Source organism: Ralstonia sp. SA306 (assembly GCF_054792405.1).
Genome location: NZ_CP096452.1, coordinates 727,043 through 747,559 on the forward strand (window position 1 = coordinate 727,043; position 20,517 = coordinate 747,559).

General features: G+C 59.6%; 11 protein-coding genes, 2 tRNA genes, 3 rRNA genes and 1 pseudogene. 14 read left to right on the forward strand and 3 right to left on the reverse strand.

What is annotated here, in order from left to right:
• Positions 1 to 151: 151 nt before the first annotated feature.
• On the forward strand, positions 152 to 1,252 hold the full coding sequence (locus tag M1D44_RS19905; protein ID WP_024979213.1) for a porin: 1,101 nt from the start codon (positions 152 to 154) through the stop codon (positions 1,250 to 1,252).
• Positions 1,253 to 1,323: 71 nt separating this feature from the next.
• Positions 1,324 to 2,727 carry an MFS transporter gene (locus M1D44_RS19910; RefSeq protein ID WP_024979212.1) on the forward strand — a complete coding sequence of 468 codons (1,404 nt, stop codon included), beginning with the start codon at positions 1,324 to 1,326 and terminating at the stop codon, positions 2,725 to 2,727.
• A gap of 66 nt (positions 2,728 to 2,793) precedes the next feature.
• Here the strand turns inward: M1D44_RS19910 and M1D44_RS19915 are convergent, their stop codons facing one another.
• Complete coding sequence (locus M1D44_RS19915; RefSeq protein WP_316854331.1) at positions 2,794 to 3,672, reverse strand: 2-hydroxy-3-oxopropionate reductase; 879 nt, start codon at positions 3,670 to 3,672, stop codon at positions 2,794 to 2,796.
• Between the two features lie 303 nt (positions 3,673 to 3,975).
• Here M1D44_RS19915 and M1D44_RS19920 point away from each other — a divergent pair, with 303 nt between their 5' ends.
• Positions 3,976 to 4,107 carry a hypothetical protein gene (locus M1D44_RS19920; protein ID WP_260804153.1) on the forward strand — a complete coding sequence of 44 codons (132 nt, stop codon included), beginning with the start codon at positions 3,976 to 3,978 and terminating at the stop codon, positions 4,105 to 4,107.
• Here the strand turns inward: M1D44_RS19920 and M1D44_RS19925 are convergent, their stop codons facing one another.
• Entirely contained in the window at positions 4,108 to 4,626 is a 519-nt protein-coding gene (locus M1D44_RS19925) for a cupin domain-containing protein (RefSeq protein WP_024979210.1), read from the reverse strand. It lies immediately after the preceding gene.
• Between the two features lie 17 nt (positions 4,627 to 4,643).
• Positions 4,644 to 5,850: pseudogene (locus M1D44_RS19930) on the reverse strand (sterol desaturase family protein).
• A gap of 297 nt (positions 5,851 to 6,147) precedes the next feature.
• Between M1D44_RS19930 and M1D44_RS19935 the strand changes: the two are divergent.
• The 11 genes from M1D44_RS19935 (at position 6,148) to M1D44_RS19985 (ending at position 20,454) form a co-directional block, all read left to right on the forward strand.
• Positions 6,148 to 6,720, forward strand: a complete 573-nt coding sequence (locus M1D44_RS19935; RefSeq protein ID WP_024979208.1) for a DUF4337 domain-containing protein — start codon at positions 6,148 to 6,150, stop codon at positions 6,718 to 6,720.
• Positions 6,721 to 6,854: 134 nt separating this feature from the next.
• Complete coding sequence (locus M1D44_RS19940; protein WP_316854335.1) at positions 6,855 to 7,556, forward strand: hypothetical protein; 702 nt, start codon at positions 6,855 to 6,857, stop codon at positions 7,554 to 7,556.
• Positions 7,557 to 8,189: 633 nt separating this feature from the next.
• Positions 8,190 to 9,727: ribosomal RNA gene (locus M1D44_RS19945) — 16S ribosomal RNA — on the forward strand.
• 60 nt (positions 9,728 to 9,787) lie between these two features.
• Positions 9,788 to 9,864, forward strand: a tRNA-Ile gene (locus tag M1D44_RS19950).
• Between the two features lie 36 nt (positions 9,865 to 9,900).
• A tRNA-Ala gene (locus M1D44_RS19955) sits at positions 9,901 to 9,976 on the forward strand.
• 270 nt (positions 9,977 to 10,246) lie between these two features.
• Positions 10,247 to 13,125: ribosomal RNA gene (locus tag M1D44_RS19960) — 23S ribosomal RNA — on the forward strand.
• 117 nt (positions 13,126 to 13,242) lie between these two features.
• Positions 13,243 to 13,355 (forward strand): 5S ribosomal RNA (gene rrf / locus M1D44_RS19965).
• The 16S, 23S and 5S rRNA genes sit together here with 2 tRNA genes alongside, the layout of an rRNA operon.
• A gap of 323 nt (positions 13,356 to 13,678) precedes the next feature.
• On the forward strand, positions 13,679 to 14,635 hold the full coding sequence (gene imuA, locus M1D44_RS19970) for a translesion DNA synthesis-associated protein ImuA (protein ID WP_316852238.1): 957 nt from the start codon (positions 13,679 to 13,681) through the stop codon (positions 14,633 to 14,635).
• Positions 14,568 to 16,148 carry a Y-family DNA polymerase gene (locus M1D44_RS19975; protein WP_439004463.1) on the forward strand — a complete coding sequence of 527 codons (1,581 nt, stop codon included), beginning with the start codon at positions 14,568 to 14,570 and terminating at the stop codon, positions 16,146 to 16,148. The genes imuA and M1D44_RS19975 overlap by 68 nt, the downstream gene beginning before the upstream one ends.
• A gap of 7 nt (positions 16,149 to 16,155) precedes the next feature.
• Entirely contained in the window at positions 16,156 to 19,395 is a 3,240-nt protein-coding gene (locus M1D44_RS19980) for an error-prone DNA polymerase (protein ID WP_316852240.1), read from the forward strand.
• Positions 19,396 to 19,920: 525 nt separating this feature from the next.
• Positions 19,921 to 20,454: a helix-turn-helix domain-containing protein gene (locus M1D44_RS19985; RefSeq protein ID WP_316684695.1), complete on the forward strand. Its 534-nt coding sequence runs from the start codon at positions 19,921 to 19,923 to the stop codon at positions 20,452 to 20,454.
• Positions 20,455 to 20,517: the final 63 nt, after the last annotated feature.

Below are 20,517 nucleotides of genomic sequence, written 5' to 3' on the forward strand. Positions count from 1 at the left end.
GACCAGCCGCGCCCTCTTTTTTTTGCGCCCTGTTTTTCTTTTAAACGACGTTTCGCATGCGAAACAAAGCAAGACCCACAACCAGCTCGTCCACCAAGACGGCGATAACAACTGGCGGGGCGGACACCTTGTCCAGTGGAGGAAACAGCAAATGAAGACAACCTTGTTCGCCATTGCGGCGATGAGCCTGGCTGGCACGGCGGCGGCCCAGAGTAACGTGACGCTGTACGGCAGCATTGATGAAGGCGTGGCCTACATCAATAGCCTCAAGAGCGGCGCCGCCAGCGGATCGGCCCTGCGCATGGACCCGGGCACCATGCAGCCGGACCGCTTCGGCCTGCGCGGCTCGGAAGATCTTGGCGGTGGCACGCAGGCCATCTTCCAGCTGGAGTCGGGTTTTCTGGGTGACACCGGCAACAGCGTGGTGGCCGGTAAGCTGTTCAACCGGGCGGCGTGGGTGGGCCTCACCAACGATCGGCTGGGCAACATCCAGCTCGGCCACCAGGCGGACTTCATGTTCGATTACCTCGGCCGCCTGAGTAACGGCTTCCAGCTCACCAACTTCTACCTGTTTCACCCAGGCAACTTTGACAACCTGGCCAACCAGTTCCAGATCGACAACGCTGTGCGCTACGTCTCGCCCATCTTCGGCGGGCTGCAGTTGGGCGGCATGTACGGTTTTGGCGAGGTGCCGGGTTCGCCTTCGAAGAGCCGCAGCTACAGCCTGGGCGCGTACTACACGAACGGCGGTTTCCGTGCAGCCGCGGCCTATACAGCATCGAATGACCGCGCGTTGGATATCGCTGGTCGCCTGGGAATTACGAACACGCTTGGCACGACGCTGGTGCCGGGCGTGATGACGCCGATGAGTTCGGTCAAGTCGTTCGGTACTGGCGCGCTGTATCAGTTCAGCAGCCTGCCGGTGCAGATCAACGCCGTCTACACGCAAACGCGGATCACGCTGGGCGGCGCCAATGCCCGCGCTCAGAACGTCGACCTGGGCACCGCATGGCATTACAGCGCCGCCAACACGCTCAACGTGGGCTATACCTTCAGCAAGTACGAGGGGGCCCGTTGGAACCAGTTCAGCCTGGGCAACGTGTATGCATTCTCCAAGCGCACGCAGGTGTACGTTCAGGGTACCTACCAGCGTGCCGCCGGCGACGCGAAGTCCGCTGCCATCAACGGCGTGGGTGTGGCGGCGCAGCGCAACCAGCTGGTTGTCAGCACCGGCGTGCATCACTCGTTCTGACGTCCTGACCCAACGCGCGCCGCTGGGCAGCGACCTGGTGGCGCATCAACTTCCTCCGGAAGGAGCTTCACATGAAGCCAGGTGTTTTGATTGATAACGGAATTGACCACGATGGGCCGTTGGGCGGGATGAGCCTGGGCAAGATCGTTGCCCGCATCGAGCGGCTCAAGAGCAACGGCATGCACGTGCGCGCGCGTCTGCTGATCGGGCTCGCGACGTTCTTCGATGGTTTTGACGTGATCGTCATCGCGGCTACGCTGCCGCTGCTGATTGCGCAATGGCACCTGACGCCGGCGCAGATTGCTTTTGTGATCGGTGCGCCCGGCATCGGCCAGTTGATCGGTGCGCTGGTGTTCCCCATGCTTGCCGAGCGGTTCGGTCGCGTGCGCATGATCGGCTATAGCGCAGGCATCATCGGTTCGATGAGTCTCCTGTGCGGCGTAGCGCCCAGCTTTGCCGTGTTTGCGGCGCTGCGCATCGCGCAGGGCGTGGGACTGGGGGGCGAACTGCCCGTAGCGGCCACATACATCAACGAAGTCACGCGCGCACATGGTCGCGGGCGCTTTGTGCTGCTCTATGAGGTGGTGTTCCCGATCGGCCTGCTGGTGTCCAACGCGCTGGGTGCATGGCTGGTGCCGCATTTCGGCTGGGAGGTGATGTACTTCCTCGGCGGCATTCCGCTGGTGCTGTTCTTCACGCTGCCCAAGGCCGTGCCGGAATCCCCGCGCTGGCTGGCGACCAACGGCCGCCTGGCCGAGGCCGACGCCGCGCAGGCTCGCTTTGAAGCCAGATCGAAGGAACCGTTGCCTCCGCTGGGCGATACCTCGGCCTTTGAGCAGATGTCGCACCGCCACCCGAAGCGCGGCATGCGCGATCTGTTCGGTCCCGTGTACATCAAGCGCACCGTGGTCGTGGCCATGCTGTGGGCGACGTGCGGTTTCATCCAGTACGGTCTGTCGACATGGCTGCCGACGGTCTACAAAACGATCTATCACGCGCCGCTGCAACTGGCGCTCAACCTGGCGGCGCTGGCTTCGGTGCTGGGCGTGGTCGGCTCGTTGGTCTGCGCCATGATTGTGGACAAGGTGGGCCGCAAGCCCGTGATGGTGGTGTCGTTCGTACTGTGCGGCGTCTCGCTGGCACTGGCTGGGCTGCTGCACGAGCAGTCGCTCTATGTGGTGGCGGGGTTGTGCTCGTTGGCGCTGGGGTTAATGGCGTGCGGCTTCATCACCGCATATGTCTATACGCCGGAGCTGTACCCGACCAACATCCGTGCGATCGGTTGCGGCATGGGCGGCGCGTGGCTGAAGATTGCGGCCATCTTTTCACCGATGCTGATCGGTTCGACGATCGGCTCGGGCAACGTCAGCAATGCGTTCTTGCTGCTGGCCTTGGTCCCCATACTGGCCGCGATCACCATCTACTTCCTCGGCATCGAAACCAAGGGGAAAGTGCTGGAGCAACTTGAGCTGTAAGCCGACGCCGTCGACGGCCGTAAAACGGGGCGGGTGTGCTCGCCTGTGCACGCACCCCGTTTTGGTTCAGGCAATGTTGTGATCCGCCATCAGTTCCAGTGCGCGAACCATGGCAGAGTGGTCCCATGCCTTGCCGCCGTTAGCGGCGCACACGTTGAAAAGCTGCTGTGCAGCGGCGGTGTTCGGCAGGGCGATGCCGAGCTTGCGAGCGCCTTCCAACGCCAGGTTCAGATCCTTCTGGTGCAGCTCGATGCGAAAGCCCGGGTCAAACGTCCGCTTGATCATGCGTTCGCCATGCACTTCGAGAATGCGCGAGGAGGCAAAGCCCCCCATCAACGCCTCGCGCACACGTGCCGGATCGGCACCGGCCTTGGACGCGAACAGCAGTGCTTCGCCTACCGCCTCGATGGTCAATGCCACGATGATCTGGTTGGCCACCTTGCATGTTTGCCCAGCACCGGAGTCGCCCACGTGCGTGATGTTCTTGCCCATCAAGGCGAACAGCGGTCTGGCACGCTCGAACGCGGCTTCTTTTCCGCCAACCATGATCGTGAGCGTCGCATCGCGTGCACCGACTTCACCGCCTGAAACGGGCGCATCGAGGTAATCGGCGCCCAGCGCTTCGACGCGCTTGGCAAAGGCCTGCGTTTCAATCGGCGAGATCGAACTCATGTCGATGAAGAGCTTGCCTGCAGCCAAGCCCTGCGCAACACCCTCTTCGCCAAACAGCACATCGGCTACGTCCGGCGTGTCCGGCACCATGGCGATGACGATGTCCGCGGCTTGCGCCACCGCCGTTGAGCTGGCGACAACCGTGGTGCGCGACCGCAGATCTTCCGGCACAGAATGCTTGCCGCTGACGATCAGGGTGTGGTCGCCCTTGAGTAGGTTGCGCGCCATGTGAGCGCCCATGATGCCAAGACCGATGAATCCGATGGTAGCCATGATGTTCTTCCGAAGGCGTCTGTGTGATGTGGATGGGGAGCGTGCGTCACGCCGCAGCGCGTCTCACAAGCGTAGATCGACGAACCGATGAAGACTAGCCGGCGCCGTCATGCTGTGCGTTCCAAGATGCATTAGAGCCGCGCCCAAACGGGCGTTTGCGACGCGCGATGCCCATACGGAGGCGAGATCCGGAAATAAGGGCCGAGAAGCGTCATTGCTCGTGCAATGGTTTTGGAGACCCCTCTCCTAGACTGAAAACGTGCCGATAAGACAACTATCGGGGCAGGCAGAGAGGGAGGGGATATGTCCACCACAGCCACCGCAGCAGCTAACTGGATCGTCGTCCTGACATGCGCGTACATGGAGTACAGCACGTGGCGGGGTATAAGTGTCTACCGCCGCACAGTCGGCTATGAAAGCGTGGTGTGGTGCTGACTAACGTACTGCAGGCTTGGGCAGCAACCTTCGAATGAGATCGCCATGTGCCGAGTACTTTGCCAGCAGCGCGCCTTCGTCGGCCAGTTCGAACTCGCTGAACTCGAACCCCGGCGCAACGGTGCAGCCGACCAGCGCATAGCCATGTTCACCCGGCACGCGCTCGGCCGCAAACCAGCGGCCTGCCGGAACCACCGCCTGGTACACCGCCATCGCGTCGTCGGCCGCATCGCCCAGACGATGCGTGCTCACCGTACCGTCGTCCTCCAACACATGCACATTGAGTGAGTCCCCCGCATGGAAGTGCCACAACTCGTCCGACTGGATCCGATGCCAGGCGGAATATGCATCATCCGCCAAGAGGTAATAGATGGCGGTAGCAGCCGCACGTTCGACGGGCGGGACGCCTCGCTGGACGCGTTCCTCACTGCGATAGGTTTCGCGATAGAAGCCGCCTTCCGGGTGCGGTTCGAGACCGAGGCGGGCGATGAGGTGCTGAGCAGCGGCGGTGATCGGCATGATGAAGAACCTTCGACTCAGTTCTGCTGACGCCGGAACGGAAAGCGTTGCTGGTTGACGAAGCCGTCGGGCATGTAGTCGCCTACTACGCCGTACTTCTCTGGGAAAGCCTTCTTCGATTTGACGGCGGTACCGAACAGGTAATCGATGAAGGCGAAGTGCGCGGCGTAGTTCTTGTCGATCGCTTCGTCTTCCGACGAGTGGTGCCAGTGATGGAAATCCGGCGTCACGAAGATGTACTTCAACGGCCCCCACGGCAAATGCACATTGGCGTGATTGAACACCGCCTGGAAGCCCACGATGATGATGTAGACATCGACCACGGCTTTGTCGAATCCCAGCACGAAACAGCGGTCCCAGCACTGCCACCCGCGTGACGATCAGTTCAAGAATGTGCTGACGTGAGCCCGCCAGCCAGTCCATGGTCTTCACGCTGTGATGCACGGCATGGAAGCGCCAGAGGAACGGCACCTCGTGATACGCGCGGTGCGTGACGTACTCCATCAGGTCGGCAACCAGCATGCACAGCAACAACTGCGGAATGAACCAGATGTGCTGCACCATTTGCTGGAAGTCCGCATGGACCATCCATCCGAACACGCGGTGGATCACGAAGTTCACCACCAGCAGCACCAGCCCCACGATGAAGTGGTTCACTGCAAAGTGCACCATATCGGTCTGCCATTCGGCCCGGAACACCGGCTGCTTCTTGTAGAGCGGGAATAGCTTCTCAAGCAGCACGAAAATCGCCGTCGAGCCGAGCAGATCGAGAATGAACCAATCCATGCCGATGTACGGCGTGTGATCCGGAAAATCGCCTACCGGCACGCGTGAGCCGCCTAGCGCAACGGCAATCACCACAAACAGGAACCCCAGACCGTTCAGGCGGCGGCGGTTATCCAGCACGATATTCGCCAGCGATAACCCGCCCGAGATCAGCAGAGAGACAAACAGAATCTGCCGAATCACATCCACTGAATACGCGCGCCGCAATTCGGGCGTCGTCAGATACTGGGGAAAGTGAAACGCCAGTACGCCCAGCAAGCACAGAAAGCTCAGCACCAACGCCAGGATGGTGCCGATCATGCCCCGGCCGAACTTCAGGCCGCCGTTGGCATGCAGCAGTGCATTGGCATCGCGGATCGTCGCGTCGGCCACGCGGACGATGGCGGGTTGGTGTTCCTCTTCAGGCAGTGGCGCCAAAGGCTTTTGGGACGCATCCATGGATCTGACTCGCAGTATTGTTTTGTTTTATTAACAATGCGATTACCAAACGAATATTTGGCGCTGATTCGCATTGCTGCGCGATTATACGGACCGGTTTCATGTATTCAACGACGCAATTGCTCAGCGTATAAATGATTTGCGATTGCCGCGCTCCCTCCTTGCGCGGCAGCGTCAAAAAGCTGATCTGCAACGTTGGATGCGCGCCGCATGGCGTTGCCTTTCCGTACGAGGCCATGCATTGTGAGGTCCGCGCCTGAGGGGCGACCGACGATACAGACTAGAAGGGGAGCAACCATGTCAGAAGGATTTCACGTGCACGGCGCGCATGATCACGCGCTCGAGCACGCAGCGGAAAGCGGCCACGCCGACAGCTTTGCCGGGCGTATCGCCGTCATGACGGCGATTCTTTCGACGGCCGGCGCTGTCTTCGGTTACCAAGGCGGCGCCACGCAAAACGCCGCGCTACTTGCCAAGAACGAAGCCGCCATCCACAAGACCGAGGCTGCCAACCGCTGGGCGTACTACCAAGCCAAAGGCCAGAAGCAAGCCATTGCCGAGTTGACCGCCCAACTGCCCGGCACCGATCAGGCCGCCGCCAAGCGCGAAGCCCAGCGCTACGCCGCCGAGAAAGAAGACATTCGCCGTCAGGCTGAAGACCAGGAGCGCCTTGCCAAAGAGGCCGACGACGCCAGTGAGCTTGCCGTGCACCATCATCACCGGTGGGCGCAAGCGGTGGTCGCCATTCAGGTGTCGATCGCGCTGGCAGCCATCACGTTACTCTCGCGCCGGCGCTGGATGCAGGTGCTTTCGTACGGTGTGGGCGCTGTCGGTGGTGTCGTCGCAGTGCTGGCGCTATTTCATATCTGACAGCGTTACGGCGGGCGTCGGTCTTTAGGGCGGTTGGGGTGCCGATATACCCAGCCGCCCGCAAGAACGGTGCGCTTGCAGGAGGCATCCGCCTCCATGGATCTGGAGCAAACACCATGGCAATTGGAATGTGGATGCGGCACGCGTTGACGATTGCAGGCTTGTTGGCTAGCGCGTGCACCATGGTGGCCGGCCCAGCCGTCGAGCCGGGCGAATACGTCTACATCCTGGGCGGGAGCGCGAGCGGCACGATGACGGTCAAGAGCGGTAGCTTCAATATCGCCACCATCGGCGGCAACTGCCACGCGTGCGCGATTGAAGGTACGTTCCAAGGCCGCGTCGGCATCGAGAAAGACGAGGGCAAGTGCCGCATCGCCGTGTCGGGTAATAAGGATGCGCTCAAGCTGGATTCCTCCGCCACCGCCGAGGCGTGCCGAGATTTCTGCGGCATGCGCGCCATGTTTGACGGTGACTACCGCCGTGCCCCGGCCGCCTGCACAGACCGCCAGCGCCAAGTCCGCATCGGCCAGGCCCACAAGCAATATGCCGCCAAGGATTACGATGCAGCCCGCACCACGCTGCGTTCGCTGCTCTCCGATTGCGATCCCTTCATGGACTGGATCGAGCGCGACAAGGTCCGCAGTGATCTTGCCGTAACTGAATACCATCGCGGTGACAATGCTCAGTGTCTGACTGTGCTGTCTGAGACAACTGCCGTCAAAGCACAAAAGGACGCATCACTTTTCCTGCCGCCGTGCGACGCTGACAACTACGCATCGACCAGCAAGGCGATTCTCTACAACCAGGGGCTGTGCGAGGCGCCGGTCAAGCATTGATGCCAACCACATCTCTATAAGTGAGAAGGGCGCTCCGGGACTAATGACCTGCCCATCCGTGCCGCTCGCAGGCCGGGCGAGGCGTGCAGCACCGCTCCAACCCCGCCGTAACGTGGGTCTCATCGCGAGTAGACGGGTGCTGAACAAGCTTTTTTGCGAGCAACTCACAAAAAAGCTTGCCAGCCATGCATCCGCACATTAGTATTCGCCCCTCGCTGCAAAACACAGCGCCGAAACGCAGGTTGAGGCGGTGGAGTTAGGTGGTGGAGAAGCAGGAGTGGGGCGGGTTTGCGGTCGATTGTGTGGTTGGCGATTGGCTGGAAATTCAGGAGTGGTTGGTGGCGAGTTGATGATAAAAATTCTTCGACGAGTTGTTGACAGCGACGAAAAAGCTCTGCATAATCTCGTTTCTCTGCTGCAGACAACGCAGCGACGCGGTGAACAAAGTTGATCGCGAAGTTCTTTAACAAGCAAACAGCCGATAAGTGTGGGCGCTTAATACTGGATGCGGCGGATTTCGATCCGCTAGCTAACAAGTAATGAAGTGCTCGCACAGAAGTAAGGTTTGAACGAAAGTTCAAGTCAGATTCTGAGAGTGAGCGACCGCTCGTAAAGAGCGAAAAACAGCAGATTGAACTGAAGAGTTTGATCCTGGCTCAGATTGAACGCTGGCGGCATGCCTTACACATGCAAGTCGAACGGCAGCATGATCTAGCTTGCTAGATTGATGGCGAGTGGCGAACGGGTGAGTAATACATCGGAACGTGCCCTGTAGTGGGGGATAACTAGTCGAAAGATTAGCTAATACCGCATACGACCTGAGGGTGAAAGTGGGGGACCGCAAGGCCTCATGCTATAGGAGCGGCCGATGTCTGATTAGCTAGTTGGTGGGGTAAAGGCCCACCAAGGCGACGATCAGTAGCTGGTCTGAGAGGACGATCAGCCACACTGGGACTGAGACACGGCCCAGACTCCTACGGGAGGCAGCAGTGGGGAATTTTGGACAATGGGCGAAAGCCTGATCCAGCAATGCCGCGTGTGTGAAGAAGGCCTTCGGGTTGTAAAGCACTTTTGTCCGGAAAGAAATGGCTCTGGTTAATACCTGGGGTCGATGACGGTACCGGAAGAATAAGGACCGGCTAACTACGTGCCAGCAGCCGCGGTAATACGTAGGGTCCAAGCGTTAATCGGAATTACTGGGCGTAAAGCGTGCGCAGGCGGTTGTGCAAGACCGATGTGAAATCCCCGAGCTTAACTTGGGAATTGCATTGGTGACTGCACGGCTAGAGTGTGTCAGAGGGGGGTAGAATTCCACGTGTAGCAGTGAAATGCGTAGAGATGTGGAGGAATACCGATGGCGAAGGCAGCCCCCTGGGATAACACTGACGCTCATGCACGAAAGCGTGGGGAGCAAACAGGATTAGATACCCTGGTAGTCCACGCCCTAAACGATGTCAACTAGTTGTTGGGGATTCATTTCCTTAGTAACGTAGCTAACGCGTGAAGTTGACCGCCTGGGGAGTACGGTCGCAAGATTAAAACTCAAAGGAATTGACGGGGACCCGCACAAGCGGTGGATGATGTGGATTAATTCGATGCAACGCGAAAAACCTTACCTACCCTTGACATGCCACTAACGAAGCAGAGATGCATTAGGTGCTCGAAAGAGAAAGTGGACACAGGTGCTGCATGGCTGTCGTCAGCTCGTGTCGTGAGATGTTGGGTTAAGTCCCGCAACGAGCGCAACCCTTGTCTCTAGTTGCTACGAAAGGGCACTCTAGAGAGACTGCCGGTGACAAACCGGAGGAAGGTGGGGATGACGTCAAGTCCTCATGGCCCTTATGGGTAGGGCTTCACACGTCATACAATGGTGCATACAGAGGGTTGCCAAGCCGCGAGGTGGAGCTAATCCCAGAAAATGCATCGTAGTCCGGATCGTAGTCTGCAACTCGACTACGTGAAGCTGGAATCGCTAGTAATCGCGGATCAGCATGCCGCGGTGAATACGTTCCCGGGTCTTGTACACACCGCCCGTCACACCATGGGAGTGGGCTTTACCAGAAGTAGTTAGCCTAACCGCAAGGAGGGCGATTACCACGGTAGGGTTCATGACTGGGGTGAAGTCGTAACAAGGTAGCCGTATCGGAAGGTGCGGCTGGATCACCTCCTTTAAGAGCGTGCATCCGACGTTAGGCGTCCACACTTATCGGTTTGTTTGATGTTACAGCCAAGGGTCTGTAGCTCAGGTGGTTAGAGCACCGTCTTGATAAGGCGGGGGTCGTAGGTTCAAGTCCTACCAGACCCACCAAGTTACGGACGGTGGAAGTTGTTCTCTGCCGTGACTGGGGGATTAGCTCAGCTGGGAGAGCACCTGCTTTGCAAGCAGGGGGTCGTCGGTTCGATCCCGTCATCCTCCACCAATACCTTTTGGTTGCCAAACGCAAGCATCGACAGAGAAGTCGATGAATGCGGTGTTTGCGTTTGGCTTAGCCAAGACGAGTGATAACTCGGCTGTTCTTTAACAATATGGAATGTAGTAAAGGTGTCGCGGTGCGTTGATGAGACGCACATTCAAAACGCGACACTGGGTTGTGATTGTATCAACCAGTATTACCAGAGCAATCGAAAGATTGTCTTGGAATACGGCACAACGCGAGAACTCAGCCTATATCGAGACATACTCGTTATAGGGTCAAGCGAATAAGTGCATGTGGTGGATGCCTTGGCGATTACAGGCGATGAAGGACGTAGTAGCCTGCGAAAAGCTGCGGGGAGCTGGCAAACAAGCTTTGATCCGCAGATATCCGAATGGGGAAACCCGGCCCGAATGGGTCATCCCTTGCTGAATACATAGGCAAGGGAAGCGAACGCAGTGAACTGAAACATCTAAGTAGCTGCAGGAACAGAAATCAACCGAGATTCCCAAAGTAGTGGCGAGCGAAATGGGATCAGCCTTGTACTCTTTAGCAGTATTGTTAGCAAAGCGGAATGGAAAGTCCGGCCATAGTGGGTGATAGCCCCGTATGCGAAAACAGTATTGTGGAACTAGGTGTACGACAAGTAGGGCGGGACACGTGAAATCCTGTCTGAAGATGGGGGGACCATCCTCCAAGGCTAAATACTCGTAATCGACCGATAGTGAACCAGTACCGTGAGGGAAAGGCGAAAAGAACCCCGGGAGGGGAGTGAAATAGATCCTGAAACCGCATGCATACAAACAGTCGGAGCCTGGAAACGGGTGACGGCGTACCTTTTGTATAATGGGTCAGCGACTTACATTCAGTGGCAAGCTTAACCGATTAGGGAAGGCGTAGCGAAAGCGAGTCCGAATAGGGCGTTCAGTCGCTGGGTGTAGACCCGAAACCAAGTGATCTATCCATGGCCAGGTTGAAGGTGCGGTAACACGTACTGGAGGACCGAACCCACTAACGTTGAAAAGTTAGGGGATGAGCTGTGGATAGGGGTGAAAGGCTAAACAAACTTGGAAATAGCTGGTTCTCTCCGAAAACTATTTAGGTAGTGCCTCGTGTCTCACCTTCGGGGGTAGAGCACTGTCATGGTTGGGGGGTCTATTGCTGATTACCCCGCCATAGCAAACTCCGAATACCGAAGAGTGCAATCACGGGAGACAGACATCGGGTGCTAACGTCCGGTGTCAAGAGGGAAACAACCCAGACCGCCAGCTAAGGTCCCTAAATATTGCTAAGTGGGAAACGAAGTGGGAAGGCTAAAACAGTCAGGAGGTTGGCTTAGAAGCAGCCACCCTTTAAAGAAAGCGTAATAGCTCACTGATCGAGTCGTCCTGCGCGGAAGATGTAACGGGGCTAAGCAATATACCGAAGCTGCGGATGCACGTAAGTGCATGGTAGGAGAGCGTTCTGTAAGCCTGTGAAGGTGTCTTGTAAAGGATGCTGGAGGTATCAGAAGTGCGAATGCTGACATGAGTAGCGATAAAGGGGGTGAAAGGCCCCCTCGCCGTAAGCCCAAGGTTTCCTACGCAACGTTCATCGGCGTAGGGTGAGTCGGCCCCTAAGGCGAGGCAGAGATGCGTAGCTGATGGGAAGCAGGTTAATATTCCTGCACCGTCGTATGATGCGATGGGGGGACGGATCGCGGAAGGTTGTCCGGGTGTTGGATGTCCCGGTCCCTACATTGGAGATGGCACTTAGGCAAATCCGGGTGCGTGATTCAAGGGTGTGGGGCGAGCGACTTTAGGTCGCGAAGCAATTGGAAGTGGTTCCAAGAAAAGCCTCTAAGCTTCAGTCATACGAGACCGTACCGCAAACCGACACAGGTGGGCGAGATGAGTATTCTAAGGCGCTTGAGAGAACTCGGGAGAAGGAACTCGGCAAATTGGTACCGTAACTTCGGGATAAGGTACGCCCTTGTAGTTTGACTGGCTCGCGCCAGAAGGACGAAGGGGTTGCAATAAAATGGTGGCTGCGACTGTTTAATAAAAACACAGCACTCTGCAAACACGAAAGTGGACGTATAGGGTGTGACGCCTGCCCGGTGCCGGAAGATTAAATGATGGGGTGCAAGCTCTTGATTGAAGTCCCGGTAAACGGCGGCCGTAACTATAACGGTCCTAAGGTAGCGAAATTCCTTGTCGGGTAAGTTCCGACCTGCACGAATGGCGTAACGATGGCCACACTGTCTCCTCCCGAGACTCAGCGAAGTTGAAGTGTTTGTGATGATGCAATCTCCCCGCGGCTAGACGGAAAGACCCCATGAACCTTTACTGTAGCTTTGCATTGGACTTTGAACCGATCTGTGTAGGATAGGTGGGAGGCTTTGAAACCGGGACGCTAGTTTCGGTGGAGCCGACCTTGAAATACCACCCTGGTTTGTTTGAGGTTCTAACCTTGGCCCGTGAATCCGGGTCGGGGACAGTGCATGGTAGGCAGTTTGACTGGGGCGGTCTCCTCCCAAAGTGTAACGGAGGAGTTCGAAGGTACGCTTGGTACGGTCGGACATCGTACCTAAAGTGCAATGGCAAAAGCGTGCTTAACTGCGAGACCGACAAGTCGAGCAGGTGCGAAAGCAGGACATAGTGATCCGGTGGTTCTGTATGGAAGGGCCATCGCTCAACGGATAAAAGGTACTCTGGGGATAACAGGCTGATACCGCCCAAGAGTTCATATCGACGGCGGTGTTTGGCACCTCGATGTCGGCTCATCTCATCCTGGGGCTGTAGCCGGTCCCAAGGGTATGGCTGTTCGCCATTTAAAGAGGTACGTGAGCTGGGTTTAAAACGTCGTGAGACAGTTTGGTCCCTATCTGCCGTGGGCGTTGGAATCTTGACGGGGGCTGCTCCTAGTACGAGAGGACCGGAGTGGACGTACCGCTGGTGTACCTGTTGTCTCGCCAGAGGCATCGCAGGGTAGCTATGTACGGAAGAGATAACCGCTGAAAGCATCTAAGCGGGAAACTTGCCTGAAGATGAGGATTCCCTGGAGACTTGATCTCCCTGAAGGGTCGTTCGAGACCAGGACGTTGATAGGCTGGGTGTGGAAGCGCAGTAATGCGTTCAGCTAACCAGTACTAATTGCCCGTGCGGCTTGATCCTATAACCGGTATGTTTCCGGCTGGGTCCGCCTTGTGCCTGATACACACAACTCACAACCCAAAATCTACATTCCCATATTGGTCCCGTTGACCTCGTCAACGTGACGACAAGTCATAGCCTGGTGACCATAGCGAGTCGGTACCACCCCTTCCCATCCCGAACAGGACCGTGAAACGACTCCGCGCCGATGATAGTGCGGATTCCCGTGTGAAAGTAGGTCATCGCCAGGCTCTCCCATACAACACCCCAGCTCTACCTTAGAGCTGGGGTGTTTGCCTTTGCGCGATCGGCTCGCACCCGGCTTGCTGCATTGATCCGCCAGACAGATCCCAGCAACACTCCCCTCCGCCTCTCCCCAAAAACAAAACGCCTCCCAACGGAGACGTCCGCGGCATCCCCTGCAAGACTGATTAGCTTCGTGAGTTTCTCGACTCCAGTGCTTCGAGGCTGCTATCGCCCTCTTGCAACGCACACGCAAAACTAAACCGCGTTGAAGGAAAGCTGTGATACTGTATATTTATACAGTATTCGTCGGCTTGCTTTGGCGTTTCCCATGTTTGCGTTGTCCCCGTCTCTTTTTATCGCCGAAGATGTGGCGGAGTGCCCTGTTCCTGCTGGACGCGCGGTGTCAGGGTTGCGTTCGCCTGTGCCGAAAGCCTCGACGGTGCCATCACCTGAAACGCTACATCCGGCATTGTGGAGCGCAGGCCGTCTGGCGCGAAGCGACGGGCGCGTTTTGACCACTGGGTATGACTCGCTGAATGCCGAATTGCCCGGTGGTGGCTGGCCCCTCGGCGGATTGATCGAGCTGCTGTGCCCGCAATCCGGTATTGGTGAATGCCGGTTGCTGCGTCCGGCATTGTCTACGCTGTGCACGGGCGCAGGGCGCATCGCGCTGATTGCTCCGCCGCATCTGCCGAATGCAGTGAGGCTGGTGGGCTGGGATTTCTCTCCTGAACAAATCGTCTGGGTGCGCGCTGACAAGCCGGCTGATCTTCTGTGGGCAGCCGAGCAGGTTCTACGCTGCAAGGCTTTCGATGGTGTGCTGATCTGGCTTAACCGGGCACGCCCAGGAGAGTTGCGCAGGCTGCAAGTGTTGGCCCAGGCGGGAGAGAGCGCCATCTGGGTGTTCCGGCCGGCTCAGGCGCAGCGTGAGTCGTCGCCGGCGGTGCTGCGGCTGGGGCTGGAGCCGGCTGGCGCCGATGCGCTGTCCATCCTCTTCCACAAGCGGCGTGGGCCGTTGCGTGAATCTCCGTTGCTGCTGCCGTTGGCGGATCCGCTTCGGGCCGGTCGCGCTTCCGTGCGTCCGTTGCCTGTGCCGTTGGTAGAGCCGTTCATCATGGATCCGGCCACGGCGAAATTGCTGGCCGCGCTTTCGTCTCCTTCGTCTTCTGTTGCGTTCAACGCTTTGTCGGACGTTTCCGATCATCACACTTCCGATCATGCCGTTCTGGATCGCGGTGCATCTGCCCCGTCTCCCACTCGACGCGCTTCGACCCCGATGGTCTGACCCGGCCGCGCTGCCTTTGCCGGTCGTCGTGCTGGAGCAGGGGCGCGTGGTGTCGGCCAATCGCTTGGCGATGCGCGAAGGCGTACATGCAGGCCTGCGCCAGGCGGGCGCGCAGGCGTTGGTACCGCATGCTGTACAGCTTGATCGTGACGTGTCGGCCGAGGCACGGTTGCTGCAATCGCTGGCGCTGGCGCTGCTGGCATTCACGCCGCATGTCACGTTGGATGTGGTGGATGAGGCGACGGTGTTGTTGGAGGTCAAGGCCAGCTTGCGCTTGTTCGGCGGACATCGTGCGCTGTGTCGGGCGGTGAAGTATTGCGCGGTTCGGTTGGGCGCCATGCCGCAGCTTGGCACCGGACCGACGGCACGCGGTGCGGCATGGCTTGCCAGTGCGCAACCGATGCCGGTACGTGGCCGTCGCACGGCAGTACGTCAAGGGCGTGTGCGGAGGGCGGTGCGGCAGAAGCGGTTGTCGGCGTTGCTTGATCAATTGCCGGTCGATGCGGTGGCGCGACTCACGCGGCCCGATTGGCTTGAAGGCCTCGGCTGCCGCACACTGGCCGATTTGCGCGAGTTGCCGCGTAGCGGCCTGCGGCGGCGCTGCGGGCCGTTGCTGGTGGATACGCTCGACGCCGCTTATGGCAACGGGCACGAGAGTTTCACGTGGTTTACCGCCCCGTTGCGCTTCGATGTGCCGCTGGAATTGCCAGGCCGTATCGATAACGCGGAAGGTGTGCTGGCGGCCTCGGAGCAATTGTTGTTGCAGTTGGTCGGCTGGCTGTCGGCGCTTCAGTTGGGCGCCAAGACGTATCGACTCACGCTGGAGCACGAACGCCGGCGCGGCCGGAGCAGTGAGGATGCCGCTTCGTCCACGCCGGTGGAGATCGCGCTGGCACAGCCGGTTCGCACGCTGGCGCACTTGTCGCGGGTGCTGCATGAGCGCGTGCATCGGCTCACGCTGATCGCCCCGGTGGTCGAACTGCGCCTGACGGTGACCGACGCTACGCCGCTCGCGCCGCCTACGGAATCGTTGTTTCCCGAACCCGGTGGTCGCGCTGAAGATGCTGCATATCTGATCGACACGCTGATCGCCCGGCTGGGTGCTGAGAACGTGCGTCATCCGCAGCCGTGTGCCGATCATCGTCCTGAGCGCGCCAACCACTGGGTCGAGGTGAATGCTGCAACCACCGCGCAGAGCCGTGCTGCCGCGCGACAAGCATTGGCGCAGTGGCACGCTCAGCAGCCGGAGCGCCCGCTGTGGCTGCTGGAGAAGCCGATTCCGCTGCTGACTCGTCAGCACTATCCGTATTACCGCGGGCTGTTGCGGCTGGTGTCGATGCCCGAGCGCATTGAATCCGGCTGGTGGGACGACGACCTCATCAAGCGCGATTACTTCATCGTCGAGGGAGAAAAAGGCGAGCGTTACTGGGTGTATCGCGAGCGCGTTTCTGCAAGCAAGGCCAACGCGGGAGATGAGGACGCCCGCTGGTATCTGCACGGCTTGTTCGGTTAAGCACGTCATGACTTCGACCACGCCACTCCCTGTTCTGCCCGACTATGCCGAGCTGCATTGCATCAGCAACTTCACGTTCCTGACCGGCGCGTCGCATCCGCACGAACTGGTGGAGCGCGCCAAGCTGTATGGTTATCAAGCGCTGGCGCTGACCGACGAATGCTCTGTGGCGGGCACCGCGAGAGCGCTTGTGGCTTCCAGGGAACACGAACTGAAGCTCATCATCGGCAGCCGCTTTACGGTGCGCAATGCCGATGGCGAACCCTGGCTGCGGCTGGTGCTGCTGGCGCAGAACATCGAGGGTTACGGCAACCTGAGCGAGATCATTACGCACGCGCGGCTGGCAGCACCCAAGGGCGAATACCGCTTGCTGGCTGACGATTTGGCCGCGCCCCAAGGTGAGCTCGCTCACCTGCGCGGCGTGCCCGATTGCCTGGCGATTCTGCTGCCTGATTACGATCCCGACCCGCAGCAACTGCTGGCTCAGGCGTGGTGGTGCCAACGCGTGTTTGGTGATCGGCTATCGATTGCGCTGGAGTTGCCGCTACGGCACGCGGATGACCGCCATCGCGGCATGGTCGCGGCGGTGTCGGAGCAGATCGATGTGCCCATGGTCGCGACCGGCGGCGTGCAGATGCACACGCGCCAACGCAAGCCGCTGCACGACGTGCTGACCGCCATCCGTTTGTCCAAGCCGCTTGCTGAATGCGGCCTGGAACTTGCACCCAGCGCTGAACAAGCGATGCGCACGCGCATGCAGCTCGCGTTTCTCTATCAAGGCAAGCGCGGTGCCAAGATCCTGCGCCGGACGGTGGAGTTGGCGGCGTTGTGCAATTTTTCCCTCGACGAGATCGAGTACGAATATCCGAGCGAAGTCGTGCCTGCAGGTATGACGCCGGCCGAATACCTGCGCGCGGAAACGTTCGCCGGTGCCGCAAAGCGTTATCCAAACGGGGTGCCGAAGAAGGTGCGAGCGCAAATTCAGGAGGAACTCGGACTAATTGCCGAACTGGGTTACGAGCCGTTCTTCCTGACCGTCTATGACGTGGTGAAGTTTGCGCGCAGCCAGGGAATTCTCTGCCAGGGACGTGGGTCGGCGGCTAATTCGGCGGTGTGCTATTGCCTGCAGATTACCGAGGTGAACCCGGACAGCGGCAACACGCTGTTCGCGCGCTTTCTTTCGCGTGCACGCAATGAGCCGCCGGACATCGATGTCGATTTCGAGCATCAGCGTCGCGAAGAGGTCATCCAGTACATCTACAACAAGTACGGCGTGACACGTACCGCGCTGGCAGCCGCACTCATCACGTATCGCACGCGTAGCGCACTGCGTGACGTAGGCCGCGCGTTGGGCATTGATCTCGGAATCATCGAGCAGGTGGCCAAGGGCCAGGCGTGGTGGGATAGCCGCAAGGAATTTGCGCAGCGGGCAGGCCAGCAGGGTCTGGATCCGGAATCGCCGTTGGTGCTGCGCTGGGCGCAACTGGTGGATCAATTGCGTGGTTTTCCGCGCCATCTGTCGCAACACGTGGGCGGGTTCGTGATTGCGCAGGGCAAGCTTTCGCGCCTGGTGCCAATCGAGAATGCAGCGATGGAAAACCGTCGCGTCATCCAGTGGGATAAAGATGATCTCGAATCGTTGCGCCTGCTGAAGGTGGACGTACTGGCGCTGGGCATGCTGACGGCTATCCGTCGCACGCTCGATATGGTGGATGCGCTGCCCGGACGGCGCGAGCATTACGGCGCAACCGGCAAGCTTGCCATGCAGGATATGCGCGATGACGACACGGAAACCTATGACATGATTTGCCGCGCAGAAACCATCGGCGTGTTCCAGATCGAATCCCGTGCGCAGCAGTCGATGCTGCCGCGTCTGCGTCCACGCGAGTACTACGACTTGGTGATCCAGGTGGCCATCGTACGGCCCGGGCCGATCCAGGGCGGCATGGTGCACCCGTATCTGCAGCGGCGCGAGGCCAAGCGCAATGGCAACACCGATTGCGTGACATACCCCGGGCCCGAGGTAAAAGCGGTGCTTGAACGCACGCTGGGTGTGCCGATCTTCCAGGAGCAGGTGATGGAGATCGCCATGAAGGCCGGCGATTTCAGTCCGGATGATGCTGACCGCTTACGCCGCGACATGGCTGCCTGGAAGCGCAAGGGCAATCTCACACAACATCAGGAGCGTCTGGTGCATGCGATGGTCGAGAAGAGGCGCTACGACCCCGCTTTTGTCGAAGCGCTGTGCAAACAGATGGAAGGCTTTGCCGAATACGGCTTCCCCGAAAGCCACGCGGCAGGTTTTGCCAAGCTGGCCTACGTCAGCAGCTTCCTGAAATGCCACGAGCCGGCGGCGTTTTTTGCGGCGTTGCTCAACAGCCAGCCGATGGGGTTCTATTCACCGTCGCAACTGGTGCAGGAGGCGCGGCGCAGCCATGTGCGCGTGCTGCCAGCGGACGTAACGACCAGCGTATGGGACAGCACGCTGCATCCCCGCACCGATGACGATGCCGGTGACGGTGGCGTGGTGCAGCCCGACATCCGCCTCGGATTGAATCGCATTCGTGGCATGCGCAAGCCGGCTGCCGAGCGCATCGAAGCGGCTCGCGCCCAAGCGCCATTTACCAGCGTGGAGGATCTGGCCCATCGCGCCGCCCTCGACCGCCACGACCTGAACGTGCTGGCCGCAGCCAATGCGCTCAAGCCGCTGGCTGGCCACCGCCGTCAGGCGCTATGGCAAACGCTCGCACTGCAGGAGCCCGGTCACGATCACGCGCTGCTGCGCCAGGCCCGGCCGGTGGAGGCGCCGCTCGAGCTGCCAGCGCCGCCCATTGGTGAAGAGGTGATGGCGGATTACGGCAGCCTGGGGTTGTCGCTGCAGAGCCATCCGGTAGGGCTGCTGCGCGCACGGCTCGAACGCATGCGTTTTGCCACCGCCGCCACGCTGGCCGGCTATCGCAACGGCCAACTGGCGCGCGCTTGCGGCATTGTCACGGTGCGACAGCGGCCGGGCACGGCCAACGGCACCATCTTCGTTTCCATTGAAGATGAGACGGGTGCCATTAACGTCATCCTCTGGCCGCACTTGATCGAGCGTCAGCGACGCGAAGTGCTGAACGCCCAGTTGCTGGGCGTCTACGGCAAATGGCAATGTGAGCGTGAGACCCGACATCTTGTCGCCCAGCATCTGGTGGATCTGACCCCACTTCTGGGGCGCCTTGCCACTTCCAGCCGCGATTTCCATTAATTCTTGTCCAGTCGCCCAACTGACCGCCGCGTCACCTCCGGCACGGCAATTGCGTGACGAGAAGCACGCGCAGTCGCCCGACGGTGCCACAGGAGGCTCAGGCGGTTCTTTCCCGCAGAGCACCCTCCAATTGGTGGATAGGGCAAGCGCGGATCGACGAAATGCAGTGCGGGTGCAAGGATTTGCGCTTGAGGCGTCACAAAAACTGCCTACCAAGCGAAGAAAGCGGCATCTGTGAGGGAACTGACCCTCAAGGCGCCTTGTCACCATAAACACGGTCGATGAGATGCGCTTTCATCACGCGTCGATATTGGGTGCAGTCGAAATTACGTCTACTCTGTAGAAAACACATCACGGAGGCCGCCCCCAAAAACGTGTGCAACGGCGTGCATAGATGAATCGCCGCTGTTGCCGTGTTGTGCATGACCGCGGATGAAGGTGCAGCCACCCGACCCGCATATTTTCAGCCCATCGTTCGGGTCCAGACCCGGCGGTGTTTCCCATCTCAGGTGCAGGAGCGAACAGATGGAACAGCCTTTCAAGCAATTACACAGTCTGCGCAAGTCGCGCAAGCTCAAACAGGAAGATGTCGCCAAGATGGCCGGTATCTCTCGCGAAGCGTATTTGCGCGCGGAATCCGGTCGTGCCGATCCCCGCCTGTCGACGCTGATGGCCGTGGCCGGCGCGCTGGGGCTGGAGGTCGTTCTGGCGCCGCGAGAAGCCGTTGCCGAGATCGAGCGCGTGATTGCCAATCATCCGGCTCAGCCAACGCAAGCGGGCGGCGGGACGGAAGCTGGCCACGAGCGTTCGGAGCAGGGCACGATGGGCGGCACGGGCGGCGGTCATGGCCTGGCGGGCCAGTATCGCGGGCCGGAGCGCCATCCGCAGTCCGCCTATCATCCGGGTGCCTCGCACAGCCAAGCTGGCCAGCAAGGTGCACCGCATGCGGGCGGCAGCGCGGAGGATCGCTCGCGCATGGCGTCTTCGGACCGCCCCGGTGCAGGCGGTTCGTCGGGCGGCTCAGATCGTCCGGGTGGTTCGGGTTCGCGCGAGTCGTAAGCGGATCCATCTCGCACAGGCCGGGCACGCAAGCGCCCGGCTTGCGATTGAGCGCAGGAAGCA

Bases quoted from the DNA above. Each gene is read 5' to 3' on its own strand.
- M1D44_RS19905 (WP_024979213.1), top strand. From the start codon at position 152: ATGAAGACAACCTTGTTCGCCATTGCGGCGATGAGCCTGGCTGGCACG.
- M1D44_RS19910 (WP_024979212.1), top strand. From the start codon at position 1,324: ATGAAGCCAGGTGTTTTGATTGATAACGGAATTGACCACGATGGGCCG.
- M1D44_RS19915 (WP_316854331.1), bottom strand. From the start codon at position 3,672: ATGGCTACCATCGGATTCATCGGTCTTGGCATCATGGGCGCTCACATG.
- M1D44_RS19920 (WP_260804153.1), top strand. From the start codon at position 3,976: ATGTCCACCACAGCCACCGCAGCAGCTAACTGGATCGTCGTCCTGACA.
- M1D44_RS19925 (WP_024979210.1), bottom strand. From the start codon at position 4,626: ATGCCGATCACCGCCGCTGCTCAGCACCTCATCGCCCGCCTCGGTCTC.
- M1D44_RS19935 (WP_024979208.1), top strand. From the start codon at position 6,148: ATGTCAGAAGGATTTCACGTGCACGGCGCGCATGATCACGCGCTCGAG.
- M1D44_RS19940 (WP_316854335.1), top strand. From the start codon at position 6,855: ATGCGGCACGCGTTGACGATTGCAGGCTTGTTGGCTAGCGCGTGCACC.
- imuA (WP_316852238.1), top strand. From the start codon at position 13,679: ATGTTTGCGTTGTCCCCGTCTCTTTTTATCGCCGAAGATGTGGCGGAG.
- M1D44_RS19975 (WP_439004463.1), top strand. From the start codon at position 14,568: ATGCCGTTCTGGATCGCGGTGCATCTGCCCCGTCTCCCACTCGACGCG.
- M1D44_RS19980 (WP_316852240.1), top strand. From the start codon at position 16,156: ATGACTTCGACCACGCCACTCCCTGTTCTGCCCGACTATGCCGAGCTG.
- M1D44_RS19985 (WP_316684695.1), top strand. From the start codon at position 19,921: ATGGAACAGCCTTTCAAGCAATTACACAGTCTGCGCAAGTCGCGCAAG.